Origin of the sequence: Halorhodospira halophila SL1 (assembly GCF_000015585.1) — a bacterium.
Classification (GTDB): Bacteria; Pseudomonadota; Gammaproteobacteria; order Nitrococcales; family Halorhodospiraceae; genus Halorhodospira; species Halorhodospira halophila.
Genome location: NC_008789.1, coordinates 1,118,261 through 1,140,547 on the forward strand (window position 1 = coordinate 1,118,261; position 22,287 = coordinate 1,140,547).

Below are 22,287 nucleotides of genomic sequence, written 5' to 3' on the forward strand. Positions count from 1 at the left end.
GTCACACCTCCCACGGGTTCGGGGCATCCGCCGCCAGCTGGTACTTGCCGATGGCCTCGCTGACCTTCGCGGCCTCGATGGTGCCCTCATCGGCGAGGGCGTAGAGGGCCGCTGCGGCGATGTGGTGGCGGTCCACCTCAAAGAAGCGCCGGAGCTTCTCCCGGGTATCCGAGCGGCCAAAACCGTCGGTCCCCAGGGACCAGAACTTGCGCCCGATGTAGGGGCGGATCTGATCGGGGTAGGCGCGCATGTAGTCCGTGGCGGCGACCGCCGGACCGCTGTACCTCTCCAGGCACGCCTGCAGGTAGGACTGGCGGCGCTCCGCCTCCGGGTGGAGCCGATTGGCCCGGGCGCAGACCATCCCGTCGCGGGCCAACTCGGTGAACGAGGGGCAGCTCCAGATGTCGGCGTGGACGCCGAAGTCGTTGGCGAGCAGATCCGCCGCCGCCAACACCTCGCGGAAGATGCTGCCCGAGCCCATCAGCTGCACCCGCGGCCCCTTCTTCTCGGGCCCGGCCCGGAAGAGGTACATGCCGCGGCGGATCCCCTCCTCGGCCCCCTCCGGCATCGCCGGGTGGGTGTGGTTCTCGTTGTAGACGGTCAGGTAGTAGAAGCAGTTCTCCTGCTCGGCGTACATCCGCCGCAGCCCGTCTTGGACGATCACCGCCAGCTCGTAGTCGAAGGCCGGGTCGTAGGAGACGCAGTTGGGGATGGTCGAGGCGAGGACGTGGCTGTGGCCGTCCTGGTGCTGCAGCCCCTCGCCGTTGAGGGTGGTCCTGCCAGCGGTGCCGCCGATGAGGAAGCCGCGGGCCTGGATATCCCCAGCCGCCCAGCACAGATCCCCCACGCGCTGGAAGCCGAACATGGAGTAGAAGATGTAGAAGGGGATCATGTTGACGCCGTGGTTGGCGTAGGACGTGGCCGCGGCCATCCACGAGGACATGGCCCCGGCCTCGTCGAGGCCTTCCTCGAGGATCTGCCCGGTCTGCGCCTCGCGGTAGGACATCAGCTGGTCGGCGTCTTCGGGCTCGTAGAGCTGGCCGACGTTGGAGTAGATGCCGAGCTGACGGAACAGCCCCTCCATGCCGAAGGTGCGCGCCTCGTCGGGGATGATGGGCACCACCCGCTGGCCGACCTGTTTGTCGCGGGTGAGTACCGTCAGGGCGCGCACGAAGGCCATGGTGGTGGAGAGTTCCCGCTCGCCGCTGTCTTTGAGCAGGGCGTCGAAGGCGGAGAGCTCCGGCACCTCGAGCGCCGGGGCCCGTTCGTAGCGCACCGGCATATAGCCGCCCAGGGCCTGGCGACGCTCGTGGAGATAGCGCATCTCCGGGGCGTCGTCGTCGGGCTTGTAGAAGGGCGTCTCCTTGAGCTGCTCGTCGGGGATGGGGATCTCGTAGTGATCCCGGAACCGGCGCAGGGCGTTCTCGCCCATCTTCTTCTGCTGGTGGGTGATGTTCTGCCCCTCGCCGGCCTCGCCCATGCCGTAGCCCTTGACCGTCTTGGCCAGGATCACGGTGGGCTGCCCGGTGTGGTTCACCGCGGCGTGGTAGGCGGCGTAGACCTTGTGCGGGTCGTGGCCACCGCGGTTGAGCCGGTAGATGTCGTAGTCCGACATGCCGGCGACCATCTTCTCCAGCTCTGGATCCTTGGCGAAGAAGTGCTTGCGCGTGTAATCGCCGCCGCGCGCCTTGAAGGCCTGGTACTCGCCGTCGACGGCCTCCTCCATGCGCTGCTGCAGGAGCCCCTCGTGGTCGAGCTCCAGCAGTGGGTCCCAGCGCGAGCCCCAGATCACCTTGATGACGTTCCAGCCGGCGCCGCGGAACTCGCCCTCGAGTTCCTGGATGATCTTGCCGTTGCCACGTACCGGACCGTCGAGACGCTGCAGGTTGCAGTTGACCACGAAGATCAGGTTGTCGAGCTGCTCGCGGGCGGCGAGGCCGATGGAGCCCATGGACTCCGGCTCGTCCATCTCGCCATCACCCATGAAGCACCAGACCTTCCGACCGCTGGTGTCCTCAATCCCGCGGTGGTGGAGGTACTTCATCATGCGCGCCTGCTGCACCGCCTGGATGGGGCCGAGGCCCATGGAGACGGTGGGGAACTGCCAGAAGTCGGGCATCAGCCACGGGTGCGGGTAGGAGCTGACACCGTCGCCGTCGACATCCTGGCGGAAGCCCGCCAGTTGCTCGGCGCTGAGCCGGCCTTCGAGGTAGGCGCGGGCGTAGATGCCCGGTGCCGAGTGGCCCTGGAAGAAGACCAGATCGCCGTCCTGCTCCTCGTTGGGGGCCCGCCAGAAGTGGTTGAAGCCGACCTCGTAGAGCGTGCAGGCCGAGGCGTAGCTGGCGATGTGCCCACCGATGCCGTCGTGCTCACGGTTAGCGGCGACCACCATGGCGATGGCGTTCCAGCGCACCAGCGCCCGGATGCGCCACTCCAGGTGGTGATCGGTGTACTCCGGCGGACGGACCTCCAGGTGGCGGGGGATGGTGTTGATGTAGCCGGTCGTGGCCTTGAATGGTAGGTGCCCCAAGCGTCGGCGGCCCTTGCTGACCAGGTGCTCCAGGATCTGCTGTGCCCGCTCGGGGCCCTCGTGTTCGATCACCGCATCCAGGGCGTCGAGCCACTCCTGGATCTCCTCCGGATCCGGATCGTCGCGCAACTCGGGTATCGATTGCATGGTCTACCTCCTGGTTAAGAGTCGCCGGGGCCCACGGGGCGCGACACGGCGGGTGGCCAGGCCGCACCCGGCGGCCTTGTGGGCCCCCGGGCATTCCCCGCAGACGGGCGAGCATTGTTGTTCTTATCGCCTATGCCCTACCCCTCCCTGCCCGGGTCGTGTGCCGAGTCCTCGAGCAGTTCGTCGAGGGAGGCGCTCTTGCGGGTCGACATGCCCGCGGTCACCGCAAACCGCATGGCGTCCTCGACACTCATGTCCACCGGCTCGACCACGGAGGCCGGCGCCAGCAGCGTGTAGCCACCCACCTGATAGCTCATCGGGGTGTAAACGGCGATGGTGTGCTCGTCGCCCAGCCCCTCGGCCACGCCTTCCCACTGTCTGCGGGTGACCACGCCGAGGACCCGGTAGTCGCTGCCGGGCAGCGGCACCGTGACCACCTGGTCACCCAACTCTTCGGCACGGGAGACGAACCCGGTGAGATCCTGCACGGCGCCGTAGATGGTCTTGACCACCGGGAGCTGCAGGAGGATCTGTTCGAACCACTCCCACAGGCGGCGCAGGAGATAGAAATTGAGCAGCACGCCGATGGCGAAGATGCCGGCCACCGCCAGGGCGACACCCAGGCCGGGGTGGTACCAGGTCTCGGGGATGACAAGCTGGACGATGCTGCCGAGCGCCCGCTCGGCGGTGATGATCAGCCAGTAGAGAAGATAAAGGGTGACGACTGCCGGCAGGACGGCCAGCAGCCCCTTGAGGAATATCCCGCCAATCCTGCGCATGATGATCCTCCCCGCCCACCCGCCGGGGCGCGAGGGCGCCCCGGCCAGGCACTGGGGACCGCTCCGGGCTCAGCTCACCTTGGGGGCGAGCTCGCCGGACTCGTAGCGCTCGACCATGGTCTCCAGCGCGATCGGCTTGATCTTGGAGGCCATGCCCGCCGAACCGAAGGCCTCGTAGCGGGCCTTGCAGATCTCCTTCATGGCCTCGGTGGAGGCCTTCAGGAACTTACGCGGGTCGAAGTTCGACGGGTTCTCGGCCAGGTGCTTGCGCACCGCACCGGTGGAGGCCAGGCGCAGGTCCGTGTCGATGTTGACCTTACGCACGCCGTTGCGGATGCCCTCCTGGACCTCCTCGACCGGCACGCCGTAGGTCTCGGGGATCTCGCCGCCGAAGCGGTTGATCAGCTCCAGCCACTCCTGCGGCACCTGGGAGCTGCCGTGCATCACCAGGTGGGTGTCCGGCAGACGCTGGTGGATCTCCTTGATCCGGCTGATGGCCAGGATGTCGCCCGTCGGCGGGCGGGTGAACTTGTAGGCACCGTGGCTGGTGCCGCAGGCGATGGCGAGGGCGTCGACGTGGGTATCGCGGACGAACTGGGCCGCCTCCTCGGGATCGGTGAGGAGCTTGTCCTTGTCCATCTTGCCCTCAGCGCCGACGCCGTCCTCCTTGCCGGCCTCACCCGTCTCTAGGGAGCCGAGCACACCGATCTCGCCCTCGACGGAGACACCGCCGGCGTGGGCCATCTCGGCGGCGCGCCGGGTCACGCTGGCGTTGTAGTCGTAGTCGGCCGGGGTCTTGCCGTCTTCCTTCAGGGAGCCGTCCATCATCACCGAGGTGAACCCGGACTGGATGGCGCGCATGCAGGCACCGGGATTGGCACCGTGGTCGAGGTGGACCACCAGCGGCACGTCCGGGTAGGACTCCACGGCGGCCTCCATCAGGTGCCGATAGAAGGGGACACCGGCATACTTGCGGGCACCGGCGGACGCCTGGACGATGGCCGGGCTGTCGCACTCCTTGGCCGCCTCCATGATGGCGTGCAACTGCTCCATGTTGTTGGCGTTGAACGCCGGCATGCCGTAGCCGTGCTCGGCTGCGTGATCGAGCAGCTGTCGCAGGGTGATCATCGCCATAGTTTCGACTCCTCCGCTATCTATGCATTCACTCTAGAGATAATCGTCCACGCAGACGATGCGCAACGTGTTCGTGCCCCCTGCGGCGCCGAGCTCCTCGCCGTGGGTCACCAGGACGTAGTCCCCCTGGCTGACCAGCCCTTGCTTGGAGAGACGGGCCAGCAGCCGACTCTTGAGGGCGTTGAGGTCCTCCTGCTCGGCATCGAACTCCAGCGGGTAGACGCCACGGTAGAGGGTGACCCGGCCCCGGGTCTCCGGGTGGCGGGTGAGGACGTAGATCGGCAGCCCGGAGCTGATCCGCGACATCCACGAGGCCGTCCCTCCGGACTCGGTGATGGCGATCAGCGCCTTGATGGCGAAGTGGTTGGCGGCGTACATCGCCGCCATGGCCACCGTCTCGTCGACCTGCGTGAAGTGCTCGTCCAGCCGGTGGTGGGAGACCGTCACCGTACGGCTGCGCTCGGCGGCCCGGCAGACGCGGTCCATGGCGGCCACGGTCTCGGCCGGGAACGAGCCGGTGGCGGTCTCTGCCGAGAGCATCACGGCGTCGGTGCCATCCCGCACGGCGTTGGCAACGTCGAAGACCTCGGCCCGGGTGGGGATGGGATTGTCGATCATCGACTCCATCATCTGGGTCGCCGTGATGGCGACCCGGTTCCGGGCCCGGGCGGTCTGGATGAGCTGCTTCTGAACCTCGGGCAGGGCGGCGTCGCCGATCTCCACGCCGAGATCGCCGCGGGCGACCATGATGGCGTCGGCGGCATCCATGATCTCCTCGGCGGCGTCCAGGGCCTCGGCCCGCTCGATCTTGGCCACGATCCCGGACCGCCCACCGGCCTCGGTCAGCAGCCGGCGGGCCTCGTGGATATCGTCCGCACACCGCGGGAACGACACCGCCACGTAGTCGGCGGCCAGTTCGGCGGCGGTGACGATGTCGACCCGGTCCTTGTCGGTGAGCGCCGGCGCCGAAAGCCCGCCACCGCGGCGGTTGATGCCCTTGCGATCGCTGAGTTCACCGCCGACCTGCACGCTGGTGTGCACCGCGGTCCCCTCGATGCGTTCGACCCGCACCACCAGGCGGCCGTCGTCGAGCAGCAGCTCGTCGCCGGGGTGCAGGTCGTCGGGCAGGGCCCGGTAGGCGACCCCGACCTGCGTCTGGTCCCCGGCATCGGGATCCACGGTAGGATCGAGGATGAAGGGGTCCCCGCGGCGCAGGAGGACCGGGCCATTGCGAAAGCGCTCAATCCGGATCTTCGGCCCCTGCAGGTCCACCAGCACGCCCACCCGCCGGCCGTGGGCTTCGCCCCAGGTCCGGACGGCCTCGACCCGCCGGCGGTGGTCGCTGGCCTCGCCGTGGGAGAGGTTGATGCGGACCACATCCACCCCGGCGGCGAGGACCGCCTCCAGCCCTTCGGGGCGATCCGTCGCCGGCCCGAGGGTCGCCAGGATCTTGGTTCTGCGGGGCATCATGCCACCGGCTCCCTGCCTGATTACCGCGTCGATCACGAGTGCGCTGCCGCGTGCTGCTCCAGGGCCGCAACGCCGGGCAGAACGCGCCCCTCGAGGAACTCCAGGAAGGCGCCACCGCCGGTGGAGATGTACGAGACCTGGTCGGTGATGCCGAACTGCTCCACCGCGGCCAGCGTGTCCCCGCCACCAGCAATGGAGAAACCGTCACTGGCGGCAATGGCCTCGGCCAGCGCCCGGGTGCCGCCGGCAAAGGGCGCCATCTCGAAGACCCCCACCGGCCCGTTCCAGACCACCGTACCGGCGTTGCGCAACATGCCGTCGTAGCGGGCCCGGGTCTGCGGCCCAACGTCGAGGATCATCTCGTCGTCGGGCACGGCGTCCACCGGATGGACGTGGGCCTCGGCGTCCGCCGAGAAATCCCTGGCCGTGACCACGTCCTCGGGGATCGGGATCTCGCCGCCCTTGGCCCGCGCCTCTTCCATCAGACGCTTGGCGGTGTCGACGAAGTCGGCCTCGTAGAGGGACTTGCCCACAGAGTAGCCCGCCGCGGCGATGAAGGTGTTCGCAATCCCGCCGCCGACGATGAGCTGATCGACTTTGTGGGTGAGCGCCTCCAGGACCTGGACCTTGCCGGAGACCTTGGAACCGCCAACGATGGCGATCATCGGCCGGGCCGGGTTATCCAGAGCCTTGCCCAAGGCCTCCAGCTCGGCACTGAGCAGCGGGCCTGCACAGGCCTCGGGGGCGAAGCGGGCCACACCGTGGGTGGAGGCCTGGGCCCGGTGCGCAGTGCCGAAGGCGTCCATGACGAAGACGTCACAGAGCGCTGCCATACGCCGGGACAGGGCCTCGTCGTCCTTGGTCTCGCCGGGCTGGAAACGCACGTTCTCCGCCAGCGCGACCCCGCCCTCGGGGACATCCACGCCCTCCAGCCAGTCACGCACCACCGGCACCTCACAGCCGAGAATCTCGCCCAGGCGGCGGGCCACCGGGGCCATCGAGGCCTCGGCGTCGTACTCGCCCTCTTTGGGCCGCCCCAGGTGGGACATCACCAGCACCCGGCCACCGGCCTGCATGGCCTGGCGGATGCTCTCGGCGGCAGCGCGCACGCGGGTGTCGTCGGCAACCTGGCCGTCCTTGATCGGCACGTTCAGATCCTCGCGGATGAGCACCCGCTTGCCCGTCAGGTCCAGATCGGTCATGCGCTTCGCTTTCACGGCCACTCTCCTCTCGTCGATTCTTGTTCTGCGCTCGGGCCGGCGCCCTCAGCCGAGGACGCGCCGACCCGCAGTGGCGACGTTGTCCGCGGTCAGGCCGAAGTGCTCGTAGAGCTCGGGCCCCGGCGCCGATTCGCCGAAGGTGTCGATGCCAACCACCAGGCCACACTGGCCGACCCAGCCCTGCCACAGGCCGGTGGCGCCGGCCTCGACGGCCACCCGCGGCACGTCACCGGGCAGGACCTGCTGCCGGTAGGCCTCGTCCTGCTCACAGAACGCCTCGACACACGGCATGGAGACCACGCGCACCGCGCGCCCCTCGGCCTCGAGCTGCTCGCGGGCCGCCATGGCCAGATCCACCTCGGAGCCCGTGGCCAGGATCACCAGTTCGGGCTTGCCGGAACCGGCCTCCTTGAGGATGTAGCCACCACGGGAGATGGACCGGACTTGCTCGCCGTTGCGCTGCTGCGGCTCCATGCCCTGGCGCGACAGCGCCAGCATGCTCGGGCCGTCCTCGCGGGCGATGGACGCCGCCCAGGCCGCAGCCGTCTCCTGGGCGTCGCACGGGCGCCAGACGTGCAGGTTGGGGATCAGGCGCAGGCTGGCCAGCTGTTCGATCGGCTGGTGGGTGGGGCCGTCCTCGCCCAGGCCGATGGAGTCGTGGGTGTAGACCATCACCACCCGCTGCTTCATCAGCGCGGCCATGCGCACAGCGTTGCGCGCGTAGTCGGAGAAGATCAGGAAGGTGCCGCCGTAGGGGATGAACCCGCCGTGCAGGGCGACGCCGTTCATGATCGCCGTCATCCCGAACTCGCGGACACCGTAGAAGACGTAGTTGCCGTCGGCCTGCGCTTGGCTGACCGTCGAGCAGCCGTCCCACCAGGTGTTGTTGGAGCCGGTCAGGTCGGCAGAGCCACCCAGCAGCTCGGGCAAGTGCGGGCCGAAGTGGCCGAGCACCGCCTGGGAGCTCTTGCGAGTGGCGTCCTTCTTGCCGCCGGCGAACTTCTCCAGGCCCTCGGCGACCAGCTCCTGCCAGTTGCCCGGCAGCTCGCCGCGCATCCGCCGCTCCAGCTCATCGGCCAGCTCGGGGTGTTCCTTGCGGTACGCCTCAAGGCGCTCGCCCCAGGCCTGCAGGAGTTCCTCGCCCCGGCCGCGACCATCCCACGCCTGGTAGTGCGCGTCGGGGATCTCGAACGGACCGTGCTCCCAGCCGAGCTCCTTGCGACAGGCCGCGATCTCCTCCTCGCCCAGCGGCGCACCGTGCACGCCGGCGGTACCGCACTGATTCGGCGCACCGAAGCCGATCACCGTCTTGCAGTCGATCAGCGTGGGACGGCTGGTGTCGGCGCGCGCCTGCTCAATGGCCTGGCGCACGGCCTCGCCGTCGTGGCCGTCGATGGGACCGATCACCTGCCAGCCGTAGGCCTCGAAGCGCTGACGGACGTCCTCGGTGTACCAGCCCTCGACGTTGCCGTCGATGGAGATGCTGTTGTCGTCATAGAAGGCGATCAGCTTGCCCAGGCCGAGAGTGCCGGCCAGCGAGCAGGCCTCGTGGGAGACCCCCTCCATCAGGCAGCCGTCGCCCATGAAGACGTAGGTGTAGTGGTCGATGATCTCGTGACCAGGGCGGTTGAAGCGCGCCGCCAGCATCCGCTCGGCCAGCGCCATGCCGACGCTGTTGGCCAACCCCTGGCCCAGCGGCCCGGTGGTGGTCTCGACGCCGGGGGTGTAGCCGTACTCCGGGTGGCCCGGCGTGCGCGAGTGCAGCTGCCGGAAGTTCTTGAGGTCGTCGACGGAGACGTCGTAACCGCTCAGATGGAGCAGTGCGTACTGCAACATCGAACCGTGGCCATTGGAGAGGACAAAGCGGTCGCGGTCGAACCAGCCCGGCCTCTGCGGCGCATGGCGCAGGTAGTCCCGCCACAGCACCTCGGCGATATCCGCCATGCCCATCGGCGCCCCGGGATGGCCGGAATTGGCCTTCTGGACAGCGTCCATGGCCAGGGCGCGAATGCCGTTGGCGAGCTCTCGTCGGCTCAGTTCGGTCGACGCCATGTTCTACCTCCCTCAATGGAATATTGTTCTGATGCGGCCCAGGTCGAGCTTGCCGCCATACTGCCCCGAAACTCTACGGATCGCGACCGGTCGGCAAAAGCAAACCGTTCTGATGGTCCGAATAAGGCGCTACCGGGTCAGCTGGGCAAAGACCGCCGGCAGACGCTCCGGCAGGCGCTCGACCTGCTCGACCACCGAGTACCCGTTGGCCCCGAAGATCCGTGACACGTAGGCGTCCGCATCCCGGTCCAGGGTCAGGCAGTAGCTGGTGACTCCCCGGGCGGACAGCTCCTCGGCGGCCTTGCGGGCATCGTGGCGCAGGTACTGCGGATCACGCACATCGACGTCGTGGGGCTCTCCGTCGGTGACAATCAGCAACAGCTTGCGTCGCTGCGGTTGGCGGACCAAGTGGGCCCCGGCGTGGCGCATTGCCGCGCCCATGCGAGTCGAGTACTGCCCGCGCATGCCGGCCAGGCGGGACTTCGCCTCTTCGCCCCACGGCTGATGGAAGTCCTTGAACCGGTAATACTGCACATCGTGCCGACCGTCCGAAGAGAAGCCGTGCACGGCGAAGGGGTCACCGATGCCGTTGATGGCCCAGCCGAGCAACGACGTGGCCTCCCGGGTCAACTCGATGACGGTCTTCTCGCTACCGCCCATCGGGTCGTTGGTGGACTCGGAGAGGTCGAGCAGCAGCAGCACCGAGAGATCCCGCGTCTTGCGGATATACCGGGTGTTGATGCGCGGATCCGGGCTCATGCCCAGGCGCAGATCCACCATGGAGCGCACCGCCGCGTCGATGTCCAGCTCGTCGCCGTCCTCCTGCCGCCGCTCGCGGATCACTCCCTGGGGCTGCAGGGCGTCGATGAGATAGCGCAGCCGACTGGCCACCGGGCGGTAGTCCTTGAGGACCTGATCCATGACCTCGGGGTCGCCGCGTTTCGGACGGCGCTCGACCACCGTGACCCAGTCGGGGCGATTGAGCTGGACCTGGTAATCCCACTCCGGGTAGTGGAACGGCGGGCTGACCGGCTCCACCCCTTCCATCTCGTTGTAGCTCACCCCGTAGTCCTCGTAGGGGAAGAGCTCCGTGCCGAGGACCCAGACCTCCTGGGCGTCGTCGCCGGCGAGCTCGCAATCGACCTCGTTGACGAACTCCATCAGGTTGACCTGGCGGCGCACCTGACGGTGGCTGGCCGGGACATATTCGGCCTCGAGCCACTCGTCCTCGTCGCTGGCGAAGAGATAGCGATTGTCATCGCGGTAGGGAACGGCGACCCGCTCCAGGACCCGGGCCGAAGGCATGGAATAGCGCTGGGCCAGGCTGTTGTGCAGCTCCATGCCCAACTCCCAGGAGAGCCCCACATCCCGTGGCCGATCCGCGAAGTGGTAGGCGAAGAGTTCGCGGACCTGCTGCACCCAGGGATCCTCGTCGGCGTACTCCGGGTCGATGAGGGCGTGGGCGGCCCGTTCCAGGCGCTCGACCACCGGGTCCGGGTCCTCGCCGGCGCGCTCCCTGGCCCGGGCCTGGTGGAAGGGCTGCCAGAGTCGCTGCAGCCCCGGAAACTCGTGGATGGCCAGCGCCTCGATCCGGGCATCCTCGATCAGACCGATCACGGCCATCTGCGCCGGATTGAGCATCTCCGGCGACAAGGGCTCCGTGGTGTAGAACAGGTGCGCGGCGGCGTGGGCGGCCGCGGCTCGGTAGAGCTCCTTGCCGGGCAGTCCGTGGTAATCGTCGTAGGCATCGGGCAGGTGGATCACCCGCTGCTCGATGAACGGCTTGTACCCCTCGCGGGTCTCGAAGTCGCCCGAGGTCGGGCGCATGAAGAAGTCACGCGCCCACAGGGCCCGCAGATAGAAGTTGAGTTTGCGCTGGTTGTCCACCAGCAGGGTGCCGCGGCGCTCCTGCTGGAGCATCGCCTGGCTGTCGGCGGTCTGCAGGCCAAAGTAACCCCGCTGCTGCTCGAAGTCGCGGGCGTGGGCCTGGGCCCCCCACAGCGCCCAGCGTCGGAATCCGCCGAGGGTCAGCTTGGTGAAGAGCTCGTCGAGGTTCTCGAGCATCGGCCGCAGGCCGCGCGGGGCCTTGGCCGAGAGCTGATGGACCAGGTTGAGGAACTGGCGCAGCAAGTCCGGATCGCCGAGCCGCCGCGCGGCCGTGGGCAGCCCGGCCAGCAGCAGGGCGATCACCTGGCCGCTGACCATGGAGGAGAGCTTCATGGCGGCGGTGACCACCTCGGGCAGGACGTCCTCACCGACCTCCTTGGCCACCGCCGGCATCGCCTCCAGATAACCGATGACCAGGTCGGCACCGCGGCCGAGTTCGGCCAGGGCCCGCGCACCCTCCAGGTAGTTGTGCAACCCCCGCGGCGACATCACCCGCGACGCCTCGGCGAAGCTCGCCTCCAGGGTCTCGGCGATCCGCGGATCCGCCGCCACCAGGGTCTCGCGGTAGTCCTCGAGACGCACCGTCATCGCAATCTCCCGCACTGCCCCCGGGTGATCACCCGGCTGTTCAGAAGTAGGTCGCCACCGCCTGATCCAGCGTCTCGCGCATGTCCGGATCGTCGGTCAGCGGCCGGACCAGCGACATGGTGCAGGCCGAGCGCGGCTCGATGCCCTTGGCGATGAGGTTGCCGGCGTAGACCAGCAGGCGCGTGGAGATCCCCTCATCGAGCCCGTGACCTTTAAGGTTGCGGGCGCGGTGGGCGATCTGCACCAGCTTGTCGGCCACGTCGCTATCGACGCCGGACTCGTGGGCGACGATCTCCGCCTCGGCGGCGGCCTCCGGGTAGTCGAAGTCCAGGGCCCCGAAGCGCTGCTTGGTGGACTGCTTCAGGTCCTTCATCAACGACTGGTAGCCGGGGTTGTAGGAGATCACCAGGTGGAAATCGGAGTGGGCGTGCACCAGCTCGCCCTTCTTCTCCAGCGGCAGGGTGCGCCGGTGGTCGGTGAGCGGGTGGATCACCACGGTGGTGTCCTGGCGCGCCTCGACCACCTCGTCGAGGTAGCAGATGGCGCCGATGCGTGCCGCGGTGGTCAGCGGCCCGTCCTGCCAGCGGGTCCCGTTGGCATCGAGCAGGTAGCGCCCGACCAGATCGGCGGCGGTCATGTCCTCGTTACACGCCACCGTGACCAAGGGACGCCCCAGCTTCCAGGCCATGTACTCGACAAAGCGCGACTTACCACAGCCGGTCGGCCCCTTCAGCATGACGGGCATGCGGGCCTGATAGGCAGCCTCGTAGAGGTCGACCTCGTCGGTCACCGGCCGGTAGTACGGCGCTTCCGTGACGCGATACTGGTCTACATCGTGCTCGGTCATCGCCCCTCCGCTCGGGTACTGGCTTTTCGGATAGTGACCGGGCCGCGCCCCGTGCGGGGTGCGTTGTCCATCCCTCCGTGGACGAACCCGGACACCATGCGAAAAGCGGTGGCTGAATCAGCCGCCGGTGCCGCCGCCCGCCCCGAGGAGCGGGCGGCGGCCCGGGACCGCGTCACCGCTAGGCGTCGATGGGCCCCCGATAGATCACCATCGCCGTGCCCTGCGTCTGCCGGTAGTTGTCGTAACCGATCAGGCGCACGTGGTGCTCCGGGTGCGCCTTATGGCACGCCTCGGCCTCCTTGAGGATGGCGTCCACATCGGTCTCCCCGAACATCGGCAGCTTCCACATGTACCAGTAGTGGTCGAAGGCGTTTTCCGGCTCGGTGTGCTCGATAGCCGGGTTCCAGCCCTGGTCGACGATGTACTGGACCTGCTTGCGGACGTCGGCGTCGCTCATCTCCGGCAGGTAGGAGAAGGTCTCGAAGCGACGGCTGTTCGGATCGGACAGCTTGGAGTTGTAATCCTGGATCTCACTCATTGCTCAGTCTCCTTCCCCTTTACCGGTGCGCCGTGTCCAGCTTGTCCACGGTGTCGAACTCGAACTTGATCTCCTTCCAGGTCTCCATGGCGGCCTTGAGCTCGGGGCTCGACTTGGCGGCCTCGGTGAGGATCTCCTTGCCCTCCTTCTCGAGCTCACGCCCCTCGTTGCGCGCCTTGACGCAGGCCTCCAGGGCCACGCGGTTGGCCGCAGCGCCGGCGGCATTGCCCCACGGGTGGCCCAGCGTGCCGCCACCGAACTGGAAGACCGCGTCGTCGCCGAAGATCGACAGCAGCGCCGGCATGTGCCAGACGTGGATGCCGCCGGAGGCGACGGCGAAGGCCCCGGGCATCGCACCCCAGTCCTGGTCGAAGAACAGGCCGCGGGAGCGGTCCTCCTCGATGTAGGGCTTGCGCAGCAGATCGATCCAGCCCAGCGTCGACTGGCGGTCGCCCTCGAGCTTGCCGACCACCGTGCCGGTGTGCAGCTGGTCGCCGCCCATCAGGCGCAGGATCTTGGTCAGGACCCGGAAGTGGATGCCGTGGTTCGGGTTGCGGTCGAGCACGGCGTGCATGGCGCGGTGGATGTGCAGCAGCATGCCGTTGTCCCGGCACCAGTTGGCCAGGCCCTGGTGGGCGCAGAAGCCGGCGGTAATGTAGTCGTGCATGATGATCGGTGCGCCCAGCTCCTTGGCGAACTCGGCACGCTTGTACATCTCCTCCGGCGTCGGGGCGGTGACGTTGAGGTAGTGGCCCTTGCGCTCGCCGGTCTCCTCCTCGGCCTTCTGGATCGCCTCCATGACGAACTCGAAGCGATCCCGCCAGCGCATGAACGGCTGGGAGTTAACGTTCTCGTCGTCCTTGGTGAAGTCGAGACCGCCGCGCAGGCACTCGTAGACGGCACGGCCGTAGTTCTTGGCGGAGAGGCCGAGCTTCGGCTTGATGGTGCAGCCGAGCAGCGGGCGGCCGTACTTGTTCATCTTGTCCCGCTCGACCTGGATGCCGTTCGGCGGCCCGGGGCAGGTCATCACAAAGTGCAGCGGGAAGCGCACATCTTCCAGGCGCAGGGCGCGCACGGCCTTGAAACCGAAGACGTTGCCCACCAGAGAGGTGAACACGTTAACAATCGAACCCTCTTCGAAGAGGTCGATGGGGTAAGCGATGAAGGCGTAGAAGGCCTCGTCGTCGCCCGGCACGTCCTCGACCTTGTAGGCGCGGCCCTTATAGTGCTCCAGGTCGGTGAGCAGGTCGGTCCAGACCGTGGTCCAGGTGCCGGTAGAGGACTCGGCCGCGACCGCAGCGGCAGCCTCCTCGCGGTCTACGCCGGGCTGCGGCGTCACCTTGAACACGGCCAACAGGTCGCTATCCTTGATCTTGTAATCGGGCTCCCAGTAGGTCTCCCGATAGTCCTTGACGCCCGCGGTGTACGTCTTGCTAGCCATCGATCCTCTCCTCAAGCGTTTCTGCTTTTAAGTCCAAACACGCCCCCGGGGCCTTCCCTGCAGCGCCGGTCCTTCTCGATGCCCCTTGCGGCATGTCTCGTGACAGCATAGCCTTGCCACTCAAGAAGAAAAAGAAATTGTTTTTGCTATTTGGATAAGCTTTCAATTATTAACAAGCCGAGGGGGAGGCCCAGGAGGATGAACATCACACTACGGCAGCTACAGGTGTTCGAGTCTGTAGCCCGACACCTCAGTTTCACGCGCGCCGCCGAGGAGCTCTATCTCACGCAACCGGCGGTCTCCATGCAGATCAAACAGCTCGAGCAACAGGTCGGGCTGCCACTGTTCGAGCAGATCGGTAAACGAATCTACCTCACCGAGGCGGGGGAGGAGGTGCGGCGCTATGCTCAACGCATCTCCGCCGAGCTGCGCGAGCTTGCCGACGGCCTCGAGGCCCTGCGCGGGCTCAACAGCGGGCGCCTGCGGCTGACGGTGGCCTCGACCGCCAACTACTTCGCCACCGATCTGCTCGCCGCCTTCACCCGGCGCCAGCCGGGCGTGACCTTCCAGCTGGAGGTCACCAACCGGGAGGGAGTCATCCGCCGCATCCAAGACAACGAAATGGATCTGGCCGTCATGGGCCGCCCCCCCGAGGGGCTGGACGTCGCCGCCGAGGCCTTCATGCCCAACCCGCTGGTGATCATCGCCGCGCCAGACCACCCGCTGGCCGACGGTTCACCGATTCCGCTCGAGCGCCTGCAGGACGAACTCTTCGTGCTCCGCGAGCAGGGTTCGGGCACCCGCAACGCCGTACAGCGCGTGCTCGAGGAGCGCGGCATGAACCTGCGCGGCGGGCTGGAGATGAGCTCCAACGAGGCCATCAAACAGTCGGTACAGGCCGGACTCGGCCTCGGCGTCGTCTCGATCCACACGGTGGCCCTGGAGCTGGAGCTGGGCCGCCTACGCGTGCTCAACGTGGAGGGCTTCCCCCTGGAGCGGCAGTGGTACCTGGTACACCGCTCGGGCAAGCGCCTGTCGCCGGCCGCCGAGGCATTCCGCCAGTTCATCCTCGACGAGGCCCACCGGCACTGGCAGGTCCCCGAGACCCCGGGCGTCGCGCCCCCGCAGGAACCACCGCTGCAGGCCGTTCCGTGAGCCCGTTTATTCCAATAATCATCAATCCTTAGTTCCCCACGGGGCGCCCCGGCCTTAGGTTGCCGTGGCGCCCTGGGTTCAAGCCGGGAGGAGTACCCATGAACAAGCCGTGGATCGCACCGTCCATCCTGTCCGCCGACTTCGCCCGCCTGGGCGATGAGGTCAACGCCGTGCTCCAGGCCGGCGCCGACGTCATCCACTTCGACGTCATGGACAACCACTACGTCCCCAACCTGACCATCGGCCCGCTGGTCTGCCAGGCGCTGCGCGATCACGGCATCACCGCGCCCATCGACGTGCACCTGATGATCAAGCCGGTGGACCGAATCATCCCGGACTTCGCCGCGGCCGGTGCCGACTGGATCACCTTCCACCCGGAGGCCAGCGAGCACGTCGACCGCTCCCTGAGCCTGATCCGCGAGCACGGCTGCAAGGCCGGCCTGGTGTTCAACCCGGCCACGCCGCTCGATTGCCTGCGCTATGTCGCGGACAAGGTCGACATGGTGCTGCTGATGTCGGTCAACCCCGGCTTCGGGGGGCAGAAGTTCATCCCCGGAACCGTCGACAAGATCCGCGAAGCCCGGCGACTGATCGACGAGCTGAACCCCGGGGCCCGTCTCGAGGTCGACGGCGGGATCAAGGCCGAGAACATCCGTCAGGTGGCCGAGGCCGGCGCAGACACCTTCGTGGCCGGCTCGGCGGTCTTTGGCGCCGACGATTACGGCCAGGCCATTGCCGATATGCGCAAGGAGCTCGAGGCTGCGCACCGCGCCGGCTGAGCTCGCGTCCAAGGGAATCTTCAGTAAGCGAGCAAGAGGGTCAAGCCATGTCCGAGAAGCATCCCATCATCGCGGTCACAGGCTCCTCCGGGGCAGGGACCAGCACCGTCAAGAACGCCTTCGAGCACATCTTCCGCCGTGAGCAGGTCACCCCGGTGGTGATCGAGGGCGACGCCTTCCACCGCTTCAACCGCCAGGAGATGCGTGACCAGCTGGCCCGAGCCGCCGAGGAGGGACGCAACCTGAGCCACTTCGGGCCCGAGGCCAACGTCTTCGGTGAACTCGAGAACTCCTTCCACCGCTACGGCCAGGAAGGGATCTGTCGGCGCCGCAAGTATCTCCACAGCGACGAGGAGGCGGAGCCCTACGGCCTGCAGCCCGGCGAGTTCACCGACTGGGAGGACGCCGGCCAGGACAGCGACCTGCTGTTCTACGAGGGGCTGCACGGCGGCGTGGTGACCGAGGAGCACAACGTCGCACAGCACGTGGACCTGCTCGTCGGCGTGGTGCCCATCGTCAACCTGGAGTGGATCCAGAAGATCCACCGCGACGGCGCCGAGCGCGGCTACACGGCGGAGAAAACCGTGGACACCATCCTGCGGCGCATGCCGGACTACGTGAACTACGTTACGCCGCAGTTCTCGCGGACGGACATCAACTTCCAGCGCGTACCCACGGTGGACACCTCCAACCCGTTCATTGCCCGGGACGTGCCGACACCGGACGAGTCCTTCACGGTGATCCGCTTCCGTCAGCCGGAGCGCTTCGGGATCGACTTCCCGTACCTGCTGAACATGATCCCGGACTCGTTCATGTCCCGGCGCAACACCATGGTGGTCCCCGGCGGGAAGACCGGCTTCGCCATGGAGCTGATCATGACGCCGATCATCCACGAGTTTGTCGAGCGCAGCCGCAAGCTCAAGGGCACCCGTTAGACGGTAGCAGCCCACCTCAATGAAGCAAAAAGAGGGGGGTGCCACCGCGTGGCACCCCCCTCTTTACGTACGCCTGACCCGCTGGCCCGGGCCATCACGACTTAGAACTCCTCTTCGAGATCCTCGTCGCCGAAGTCATCCTCGAAGCCGTCGTCAAAATCGTCGTCGAAGTTATCCTCGAAGTCTTCGTCGAAGGCCTCGTCTTCATCCATGGGTGCCGGCTCATCACCCTCCGGCATCTCCTCGAACTCGTCGAGCTCCTCGAAATCGTCACCGCCGCCGCAGCCCGCCAGCGTGAGTCCGCCAGCGACGGTCAGGATCCCCAGGATAGTCGCAAGCTTACGCATCAACCCTCTCCTCTCTATGGCGATTTGGAATCAATCGAGGTGAATCGGCTGTTCACGCCTCAACCACACTGACACCCGGCCACTGCGTCAAGTTCCCCGGGACCGGACCCTTGGGCACGGCCGGGGGAGCGGGCATAATCAAGGCCTTCGAAGGCAGCGTGAAACAATGGAGGCGGTCGTGACACGGAGCTCCCAACCGCAGTTCAATGGCGGCTACCCCTTACGGCGCCCTCGCCGGATGCGCCGCGACGCCTTCTCCCGCCGGCTCATGCGGGAGACCCGACTCGGCCCAGAGGACCTGATCCAGCCGGTCTTCGTCCTCGACGGTGAGGACCGCACCGAGCCGGTGCCCTCCATGCCCGGTGTCGAGCGCATGACCATCGATCGGTTGGTTCACGAGGCCCGGGAACTGCACGCACTTGGTATCCCGCTGATCGCCATCTTCCCGGTCACCCCGGCCGAGGTGAAGAGCGAGGATGCGCGGGAGGCCTACAACCCGAGCGGCATCGCCCAGCGCGCCGTGCGCGCGGTCAAGGACGCGGTCCCCGAGATGGGCGTCATGACCGACGTCGCCCTGGACCCGTTCACCAGCCACGGGCAGGACGGTCTCATCGACGAGACCGGGTACGTCATGAACGAGGAGACCGTCGAGGTCTTGGTCCGCCAGGCGCTGTCCCACGCCGAGGCCGGTGCCGACGTGGTCGGCCCGTCGGACATGATGGACGGCCGCATAGGCGCCATCCGCAGCGCGCTGGAGTCCCACGACCACCGCAACGTGCGCATCCTCTCCTACGCGGCCAAGTACGCCTCCTGCTACTACGGTCCGTTCCGCGATGCGGTGGGGTCGTCCGACAACCTCGGCAGCGGCGTGGCCGGCCCCGGCAAGGACAGTTACCAGATGGACCCGGGCAACAGCGACGAAGCCCTGCACGAGGTAGCCCTCGACCTGCAGGAAGGGGCCGATATGTTCATGGTCAAGCCGGGCCTGCCCTACCTGGACGTGATCCGGCGGATCAAGGACGAATTCGGCGTCCCGACCTTCGCCTACCAGGTCAGCGGCGAGTACTCCATGCTGAAGGCCGCCGCCCAGAACGGCTGGCTCGACGAGCGCGAATGCGTCCTCGAGGCGCTGATGTCGCTGCGCCGTGCCGGTGCCGACGGCATCCTGACCTACCACGCGCGGGCGGCGGCCGAGTGGCTCCGGGAAGAGGGCTGATACATTGAAAAGTTACTTCGCCCGGATCTTCGGCTCCTCACCGGTCGCCCCTCTGCAGCAGCACATGGCCGAGGTGGTCGACTGCGTGGAGGTGCTGCCGGAGCTTTTCCGGGCCTCGGCGGTGGGCGACGTGCAGCGCATGCGCGACGCCCACCGCCAGATCGTCCACCACGAGCACGAGGCGGATCGGCTGAAGAAGGAGATCCGCGCCCACCTCCCCCCGGACCTGTTCATGCCCTGGGACCGGCGCGACTTCCTAGAGCTGCTGCGCGCCCAGGACCGTATCGCCAATAAGAGCAAGGACATCGCCGGGCTGATGATCGGCCGCCAGATGCAGTGGCCATCGGCCCTGATCGAGGCCACCCTCGGCCTGCTCGACCAGGGCATCGAGGCGGCACGCCAGGCTAAGGCCTCGGTGCGCGAACTCGACGAACTGGTCGAGGCTGGCTTCCGCGGTGCGGAACTGGAGATCGTCGAGAGCCTGCTGGAAAAACTCGACGACGTCGAAGCAGAGACCGATCGCATGCAGGTCCAGCTGCGCTCGCAGCTGTTCGAGATCGAGCGCGACCTCTACCCGGTGGACGTCATGTTCCTCTACCAGATCATCGAGGCTCTGGGCACCCTGGCCGATCGTGCGCAACAGACCGGCGCACGGTTCCAGATCCTGCTCGCACGCTGAGGCATGGAATACGCGGTCGTCTACCTGTTCCTCGCCGCTGCGTTTGGCTTGTTTATGGCGTGGGGCATCGGCGCCAACGACGTAGCCAATGCCATGGCCACCTCGGTGGGCTCGCGGGCGCTGACCATCCGCCAGGCGGTGGTGATCGCCGCCATCTTCGAGTTCGCCGGTGCGGTGCTCGCCGGTGGCGCGGTGGCCGCCACCGTGCGTGGCGGGATCGTCGACACCTCGTCCCTGGTCGGCGAGGAGGAGATCCTCGTCTTCGGCATGCTGGCCGCCCTTGCCGCTGCCGGCTGCTGGCTGCTGGTGGCGTCCTGGCGGGGGTGGCCGGTATCCACCACGCACTCGATCATCGGCGCTCTGGTGGGCTTCGGCATCGCCGGGCTCGGCTGGGGCGCCATCCACTGGCCGGCCGTCGGGCAGGTGGCAGCCAGCTGGGTGACCTCGCCGCTGATCGCCGCAGTCGTCAGTTTCGCACTGTTCCGCTCCGTGCAGGTGCTGGTGCTCGACCGCCGCCACCCCCTTGAGGCGGCCAAGAAGTGGGTGCCATTCTATATCTTCCTCACTGGCTTCTTTGTCTCCGTGATCACCCTCTTCCGGGGGCTGCAGCACATCGGGCTGGACCTGGGCTTCACCACCAATCTGTCGCTGTCCCTGGGTATTGGCCTGGCCATGGCGTGGGCCGGCAAGGTGGCCATCCACCGCACCCGGTTCGATGAGCGCCCACACCGGCGCTACCAGTTCCGCAACGTCGAGCGGGTCTTCGCCGTGCTGATGATCATCACCGCCTGCGCCATGGCCTTCGCCCATGGCTCCAACGACGTAGCCAACGCCGTCGGCCCGGTCGCCGCGGTGGTGGCCACGGTGACCAGCGGCGAGATCCAGGCCGAGGCGCCGGTACCCATCTGGATCCTGGTCCTGGGCGCCGTGGGCATCGTCGCCGGCCTGCTCATGCTCGGCCGCCACGTCATCGCCACCGTCGGCAAGAACATCACGCAGTTGACCCCAAGCCGCGGGTTCGCCTGCAACCTGGCCACCGCCGGGACCGTGGTCACCGCCTCGGGCATCGGCCTGCCTATCTCCACCACCCACACGCTGGTGGGGGCCGTGCTCGGCGTCGGCCTGGCCCGCGGTCTCGCCGCCATCGACCTGCGGGTGGTGACCGGAGTGTTCATGTCGTGGCTGGTCACCCTGCCCGCCGGCGGCATCCTGGCCGTCATCTTCTTCTATCTGCTCTACTGGAGCTTCGGCTAAACCGGGAAACACCGCATGAGCGATCACTACGCCGTCGTCGGCAACCCGATTGCCCACAGCAAGTCGCCACAGATCCACACCCGCTTCGCCGCCGAGGTGGGTGCCGATCTGCACTACCACCGCCTGTGGGCCCCGGAGGACCACTTCGCCCCCGTGGCCGAGGCGTTCTTCGCCGGCGGGGGGCACGGGCTCAACGTCACCGTGCCGTTCAAGGGGGCGGCGTACACCTTCGCCGATACCCTCAGCGATCGGGCGCGGGCCGCCGGCGCCGTGAACACCCTGCGCGCCGAGCCCGACGGCCGGCACTTTGGCGACAACACCGACGGTATCGGCCTGCTGCGCGACCTGCAGACCAACCACGGCATCGACCTGGCCGGCCGACGGCTGCTCCTGCTCGGCGCCGGCGGCGCCGCCCGGGGGGTGCTGCACGACCTGCTCGGTGAAGACCCGCGGACAGTGGTGATCGCCAATCGCACAGTGGACCGAGCCGAGGCACTGGCCGGCAACGACCACCGGATCCGTGCCTGCGGCTTCGATGTACTCGCCGGGGAACGCTTCGAGGTGGTCATCAACACCACGGCCGCCGGACTACAGGGCGAGATGCCGCCACTGCCCGACGACCTCCTCGCCCCCGGCGCCACGGCCTACGATCTGGTTTACGCGGACGAGGACACGCCGTTCATGGCCTGGGCACGGGCCCGGGGCGCCGTCACCGTGTGTGACGGGTTGGGCATGCTGGTCGAGCAGGCCGCGGAGTCTTTCTATCAGTGGCGCGGCACCTACCCGCAAACGGCCCCGGTGATCGAGGCGCTGCGCATCGGGGCCTGACGCGGCCCACCCGCCCCGACCGCGGCTACTCCTCGCGGCTGTTGACCATCACCTCGGCCTCACCGGTGAGCACGGTACGCTTGCGCACGTAGCAGCGGGTATCCAGCCGCACCCGGCGCCGCTGGGCATCGACCTCGAGCACCGTCGCCTCGGCGCGGACGGTGTCGCCGATGCGCACCGGGGCCTGGAAACGCAGCTGCTGCCCCAGGTAGATGGCGCCGGGCCCCGGCATGCGGGTGCCAAGGACGCAGGAGATCAGCCCACCGAGGAACAGCCCGTGGGCGATCCGCCCCTTGGCGAAGGTCGTCGAGGCGAACTCCTCGTTGATGTGGACGGGGTTGTTGTCTCCGGAAAGACCCGCGAAGAGGACCAGATCCGCCTCGGTGACGGTCCGCGTATACGACCCGGCCATCCCCGGCTCCAGATCCTCCACGCAGTAACCCTGCAACTCGTGAACCATA

At 67.6% G+C, this 22,287-nt stretch carries 19 protein-coding genes; 7 read left to right on the plus strand and 12 right to left on the minus strand.

The annotated features are described in order from the left end of the window. Nucleotide 1: 1 nt before the first annotated feature. The 10 genes from aceE to HHAL_RS05340 all read right to left on the minus strand — a co-directional run bounded on the left by aceE (nucleotide 2) and on the right by HHAL_RS05340 (nucleotide 14,633). On the minus strand, nucleotides 2–2,677 hold the full coding sequence (gene aceE, locus HHAL_RS05295) for a pyruvate dehydrogenase (acetyl-transferring), homodimeric type (protein ID WP_011813836.1): 2,676 nt from the start codon (nucleotides 2,675–2,677) through the stop codon (nucleotides 2–4). A gap of 137 nt (nucleotides 2,678–2,814) precedes the next feature. After that, the gene (locus HHAL_RS05300) at nucleotides 2,815–3,456 is read right to left on the minus strand and encodes a DUF502 domain-containing protein (RefSeq protein ID WP_011813837.1); all 642 of its coding nucleotides are present in this window, start codon (nucleotides 3,454–3,456) and stop codon (nucleotides 2,815–2,817) included. 69 nt (nucleotides 3,457–3,525) lie between these two features. Beyond that, a complete protein-coding gene (gene fba, locus HHAL_RS05305; protein ID WP_011813838.1) occupies nucleotides 3,526–4,590 on the minus strand; it encodes a class II fructose-bisphosphate aldolase in 1,065 nt (354 codons plus the stop codon). Nucleotides 4,591–4,623: 33 nt separating this feature from the next. After that, complete coding sequence (gene pyk, locus HHAL_RS05310; protein ID WP_011813839.1) at nucleotides 4,624–6,060, minus strand: pyruvate kinase; 1,437 nt, start codon at nucleotides 6,058–6,060, stop codon at nucleotides 4,624–4,626. Between the two features lie 32 nt (nucleotides 6,061–6,092). Then, nucleotides 6,093–7,277 (minus strand): phosphoglycerate kinase, encoded by a 1,185-nt coding sequence (locus HHAL_RS05315; RefSeq protein ID WP_011813840.1) that lies wholly within the window; start codon nucleotides 7,275–7,277, stop codon nucleotides 6,093–6,095. Between the two features lie 48 nt (nucleotides 7,278–7,325). After that, nucleotides 7,326–9,332, minus strand: a complete 2,007-nt coding sequence (tkt, locus tag HHAL_RS05320) for a transketolase (RefSeq protein ID WP_011813841.1) — start codon at nucleotides 9,330–9,332, stop codon at nucleotides 7,326–7,328. Between the two features lie 129 nt (nucleotides 9,333–9,461). Continuing rightward, nucleotides 9,462–11,807 (minus strand): nitric oxide reductase activation protein NorD, encoded by a 2,346-nt coding sequence (locus tag HHAL_RS05325; RefSeq protein ID WP_011813842.1) that lies wholly within the window; start codon nucleotides 11,805–11,807, stop codon nucleotides 9,462–9,464. A 40-nt stretch (nucleotides 11,808–11,847) separates the two neighbouring features. Continuing rightward, entirely contained in the window at nucleotides 11,848–12,654 is an 807-nt protein-coding gene (locus tag HHAL_RS05330) for a CbbQ/NirQ/NorQ/GpvN family protein (protein WP_011813843.1), read from the minus strand. A gap of 178 nt (nucleotides 12,655–12,832) precedes the next feature. Beyond that, nucleotides 12,833–13,192, minus strand: a complete 360-nt coding sequence (locus HHAL_RS05335; RefSeq protein WP_011813844.1) for a ribulose bisphosphate carboxylase small subunit — start codon at nucleotides 13,190–13,192, stop codon at nucleotides 12,833–12,835. A 19-nt stretch (nucleotides 13,193–13,211) separates the two neighbouring features. Beyond that, the gene (locus HHAL_RS05340; protein ID WP_011813845.1) at nucleotides 13,212–14,633 is read right to left on the minus strand and encodes a form I ribulose bisphosphate carboxylase large subunit; all 1,422 of its coding nucleotides are present in this window, start codon (nucleotides 14,631–14,633) and stop codon (nucleotides 13,212–13,214) included. 198 nt (nucleotides 14,634–14,831) lie between these two features. On the opposite strand from HHAL_RS05340, the gene HHAL_RS05345 reads away from it, so the two are divergent. The 3 genes from HHAL_RS05345 to HHAL_RS05355 all read left to right on the plus strand — a co-directional run bounded on the left by HHAL_RS05345 (nucleotide 14,832) and on the right by HHAL_RS05355 (nucleotide 17,502). Beyond that, on the plus strand, nucleotides 14,832–15,788 hold the full coding sequence (locus HHAL_RS05345; protein WP_011813846.1) for a LysR family transcriptional regulator: 957 nt from the start codon (nucleotides 14,832–14,834) through the stop codon (nucleotides 15,786–15,788). 98 nt (nucleotides 15,789–15,886) lie between these two features. Continuing rightward, the gene (rpe, locus tag HHAL_RS05350; protein WP_011813847.1) at nucleotides 15,887–16,567 is read left to right on the plus strand and encodes a ribulose-phosphate 3-epimerase; all 681 of its coding nucleotides are present in this window, start codon (nucleotides 15,887–15,889) and stop codon (nucleotides 16,565–16,567) included. Nucleotides 16,568–16,614: 47 nt separating this feature from the next. Next, entirely contained in the window at nucleotides 16,615–17,502 is an 888-nt protein-coding gene (locus HHAL_RS05355; RefSeq protein WP_011813848.1) for a phosphoribulokinase, read from the plus strand. 101 nt (nucleotides 17,503–17,603) lie between these two features. Here the strand turns inward: HHAL_RS05355 and HHAL_RS05360 are convergent, their stop codons facing one another. Next, nucleotides 17,604–17,849 (minus strand): hypothetical protein, encoded by a 246-nt coding sequence (locus HHAL_RS05360; RefSeq protein ID WP_011813849.1) that lies wholly within the window; start codon nucleotides 17,847–17,849, stop codon nucleotides 17,604–17,606. 166 nt (nucleotides 17,850–18,015) lie between these two features. Here HHAL_RS05360 and hemB point away from each other — a divergent pair, with 166 nt between their 5' ends. The 4 genes from hemB to aroE are packed head-to-tail and all read left to right on the plus strand — an operon-like array spanning nucleotide 18,016 to nucleotide 21,826. Further along, entirely contained in the window at nucleotides 18,016–19,065 is a 1,050-nt protein-coding gene (hemB, locus tag HHAL_RS05365; protein WP_011813850.1) for a porphobilinogen synthase, read from the plus strand. A 4-nt stretch (nucleotides 19,066–19,069) separates the two neighbouring features. Beyond that, nucleotides 19,070–19,744 carry a TIGR00153 family protein gene (locus HHAL_RS05370; protein WP_011813851.1) on the plus strand — a complete coding sequence of 225 codons (675 nt, stop codon included), beginning with the start codon at nucleotides 19,070–19,072 and terminating at the stop codon, nucleotides 19,742–19,744. Between the two features lie 3 nt (nucleotides 19,745–19,747). Then, on the plus strand, nucleotides 19,748–20,998 hold the full coding sequence (locus HHAL_RS05375; RefSeq protein ID WP_011813852.1) for an inorganic phosphate transporter: 1,251 nt from the start codon (nucleotides 19,748–19,750) through the stop codon (nucleotides 20,996–20,998). A 15-nt stretch (nucleotides 20,999–21,013) separates the two neighbouring features. After that, complete coding sequence (gene aroE, locus HHAL_RS05380) at nucleotides 21,014–21,826, plus strand: shikimate dehydrogenase (RefSeq protein WP_011813853.1); 813 nt, start codon at nucleotides 21,014–21,016, stop codon at nucleotides 21,824–21,826. Nucleotides 21,827–21,851: 25 nt separating this feature from the next. Here aroE and HHAL_RS05385 read toward each other — a convergent pair whose 3' ends face one another. After that, nucleotides 21,852–22,286 carry a MaoC family dehydratase gene (locus HHAL_RS05385; RefSeq protein ID WP_011813854.1) on the minus strand — a complete coding sequence of 145 codons (435 nt, stop codon included), beginning with the start codon at nucleotides 22,284–22,286 and terminating at the stop codon, nucleotides 21,852–21,854. Nucleotide 22,287: the final 1 nt, after the last annotated feature.

Bases quoted from the DNA above. Each gene is read 5' to 3' on its own strand.
- aceE (WP_011813836.1), bottom strand. From the start codon at position 2,677: ATGCAATCGATACCCGAGTTGCGCGACGATCCGGATCCGGAGGAGATC.
- HHAL_RS05300 (WP_011813837.1), bottom strand. From the start codon at position 3,456: ATGCGCAGGATTGGCGGGATATTCCTCAAGGGGCTGCTGGCCGTCCTG.
- fba (WP_011813838.1), bottom strand. From the start codon at position 4,590: ATGGCGATGATCACCCTGCGACAGCTGCTCGATCACGCAGCCGAGCAC.
- pyk (WP_011813839.1), bottom strand. From the start codon at position 6,060: ATGATGCCCCGCAGAACCAAGATCCTGGCGACCCTCGGGCCGGCGACG.
- tkt (WP_011813841.1), bottom strand. From the start codon at position 9,332: ATGGCGTCGACCGAACTGAGCCGACGAGAGCTCGCCAACGGCATTCGC.
- HHAL_RS05325 (WP_011813842.1), bottom strand. From the start codon at position 11,807: ATGACGGTGCGTCTCGAGGACTACCGCGAGACCCTGGTGGCGGCGGAT.
- HHAL_RS05330 (WP_011813843.1), bottom strand. From the start codon at position 12,654: ATGACCGAGCACGATGTAGACCAGTATCGCGTCACGGAAGCGCCGTAC.
- HHAL_RS05335 (WP_011813844.1), bottom strand. From the start codon at position 13,192: ATGAGTGAGATCCAGGATTACAACTCCAAGCTGTCCGATCCGAACAGC.
- HHAL_RS05340 (WP_011813845.1), bottom strand. From the start codon at position 14,633: ATGGCTAGCAAGACGTACACCGCGGGCGTCAAGGACTATCGGGAGACC.
- HHAL_RS05345 (WP_011813846.1), top strand. From the start codon at position 14,832: ATGAACATCACACTACGGCAGCTACAGGTGTTCGAGTCTGTAGCCCGA.
- rpe (WP_011813847.1), top strand. From the start codon at position 15,887: ATGAACAAGCCGTGGATCGCACCGTCCATCCTGTCCGCCGACTTCGCC.
- HHAL_RS05355 (WP_011813848.1), top strand. From the start codon at position 16,615: ATGTCCGAGAAGCATCCCATCATCGCGGTCACAGGCTCCTCCGGGGCA.
- HHAL_RS05360 (WP_011813849.1), bottom strand. From the start codon at position 17,849: ATGCGTAAGCTTGCGACTATCCTGGGGATCCTGACCGTCGCTGGCGGA.
- hemB (WP_011813850.1), top strand. From the start codon at position 18,016: ATGGAGGCGGTCGTGACACGGAGCTCCCAACCGCAGTTCAATGGCGGC.
- HHAL_RS05375 (WP_011813852.1), top strand. From the start codon at position 19,748: ATGGAATACGCGGTCGTCTACCTGTTCCTCGCCGCTGCGTTTGGCTTG.
- aroE (WP_011813853.1), top strand. From the start codon at position 21,014: ATGAGCGATCACTACGCCGTCGTCGGCAACCCGATTGCCCACAGCAAG.
- HHAL_RS05385 (WP_011813854.1), bottom strand. From the start codon at position 22,286: ATGGTTCACGAGTTGCAGGGTTACTGCGTGGAGGATCTGGAGCCGGGG.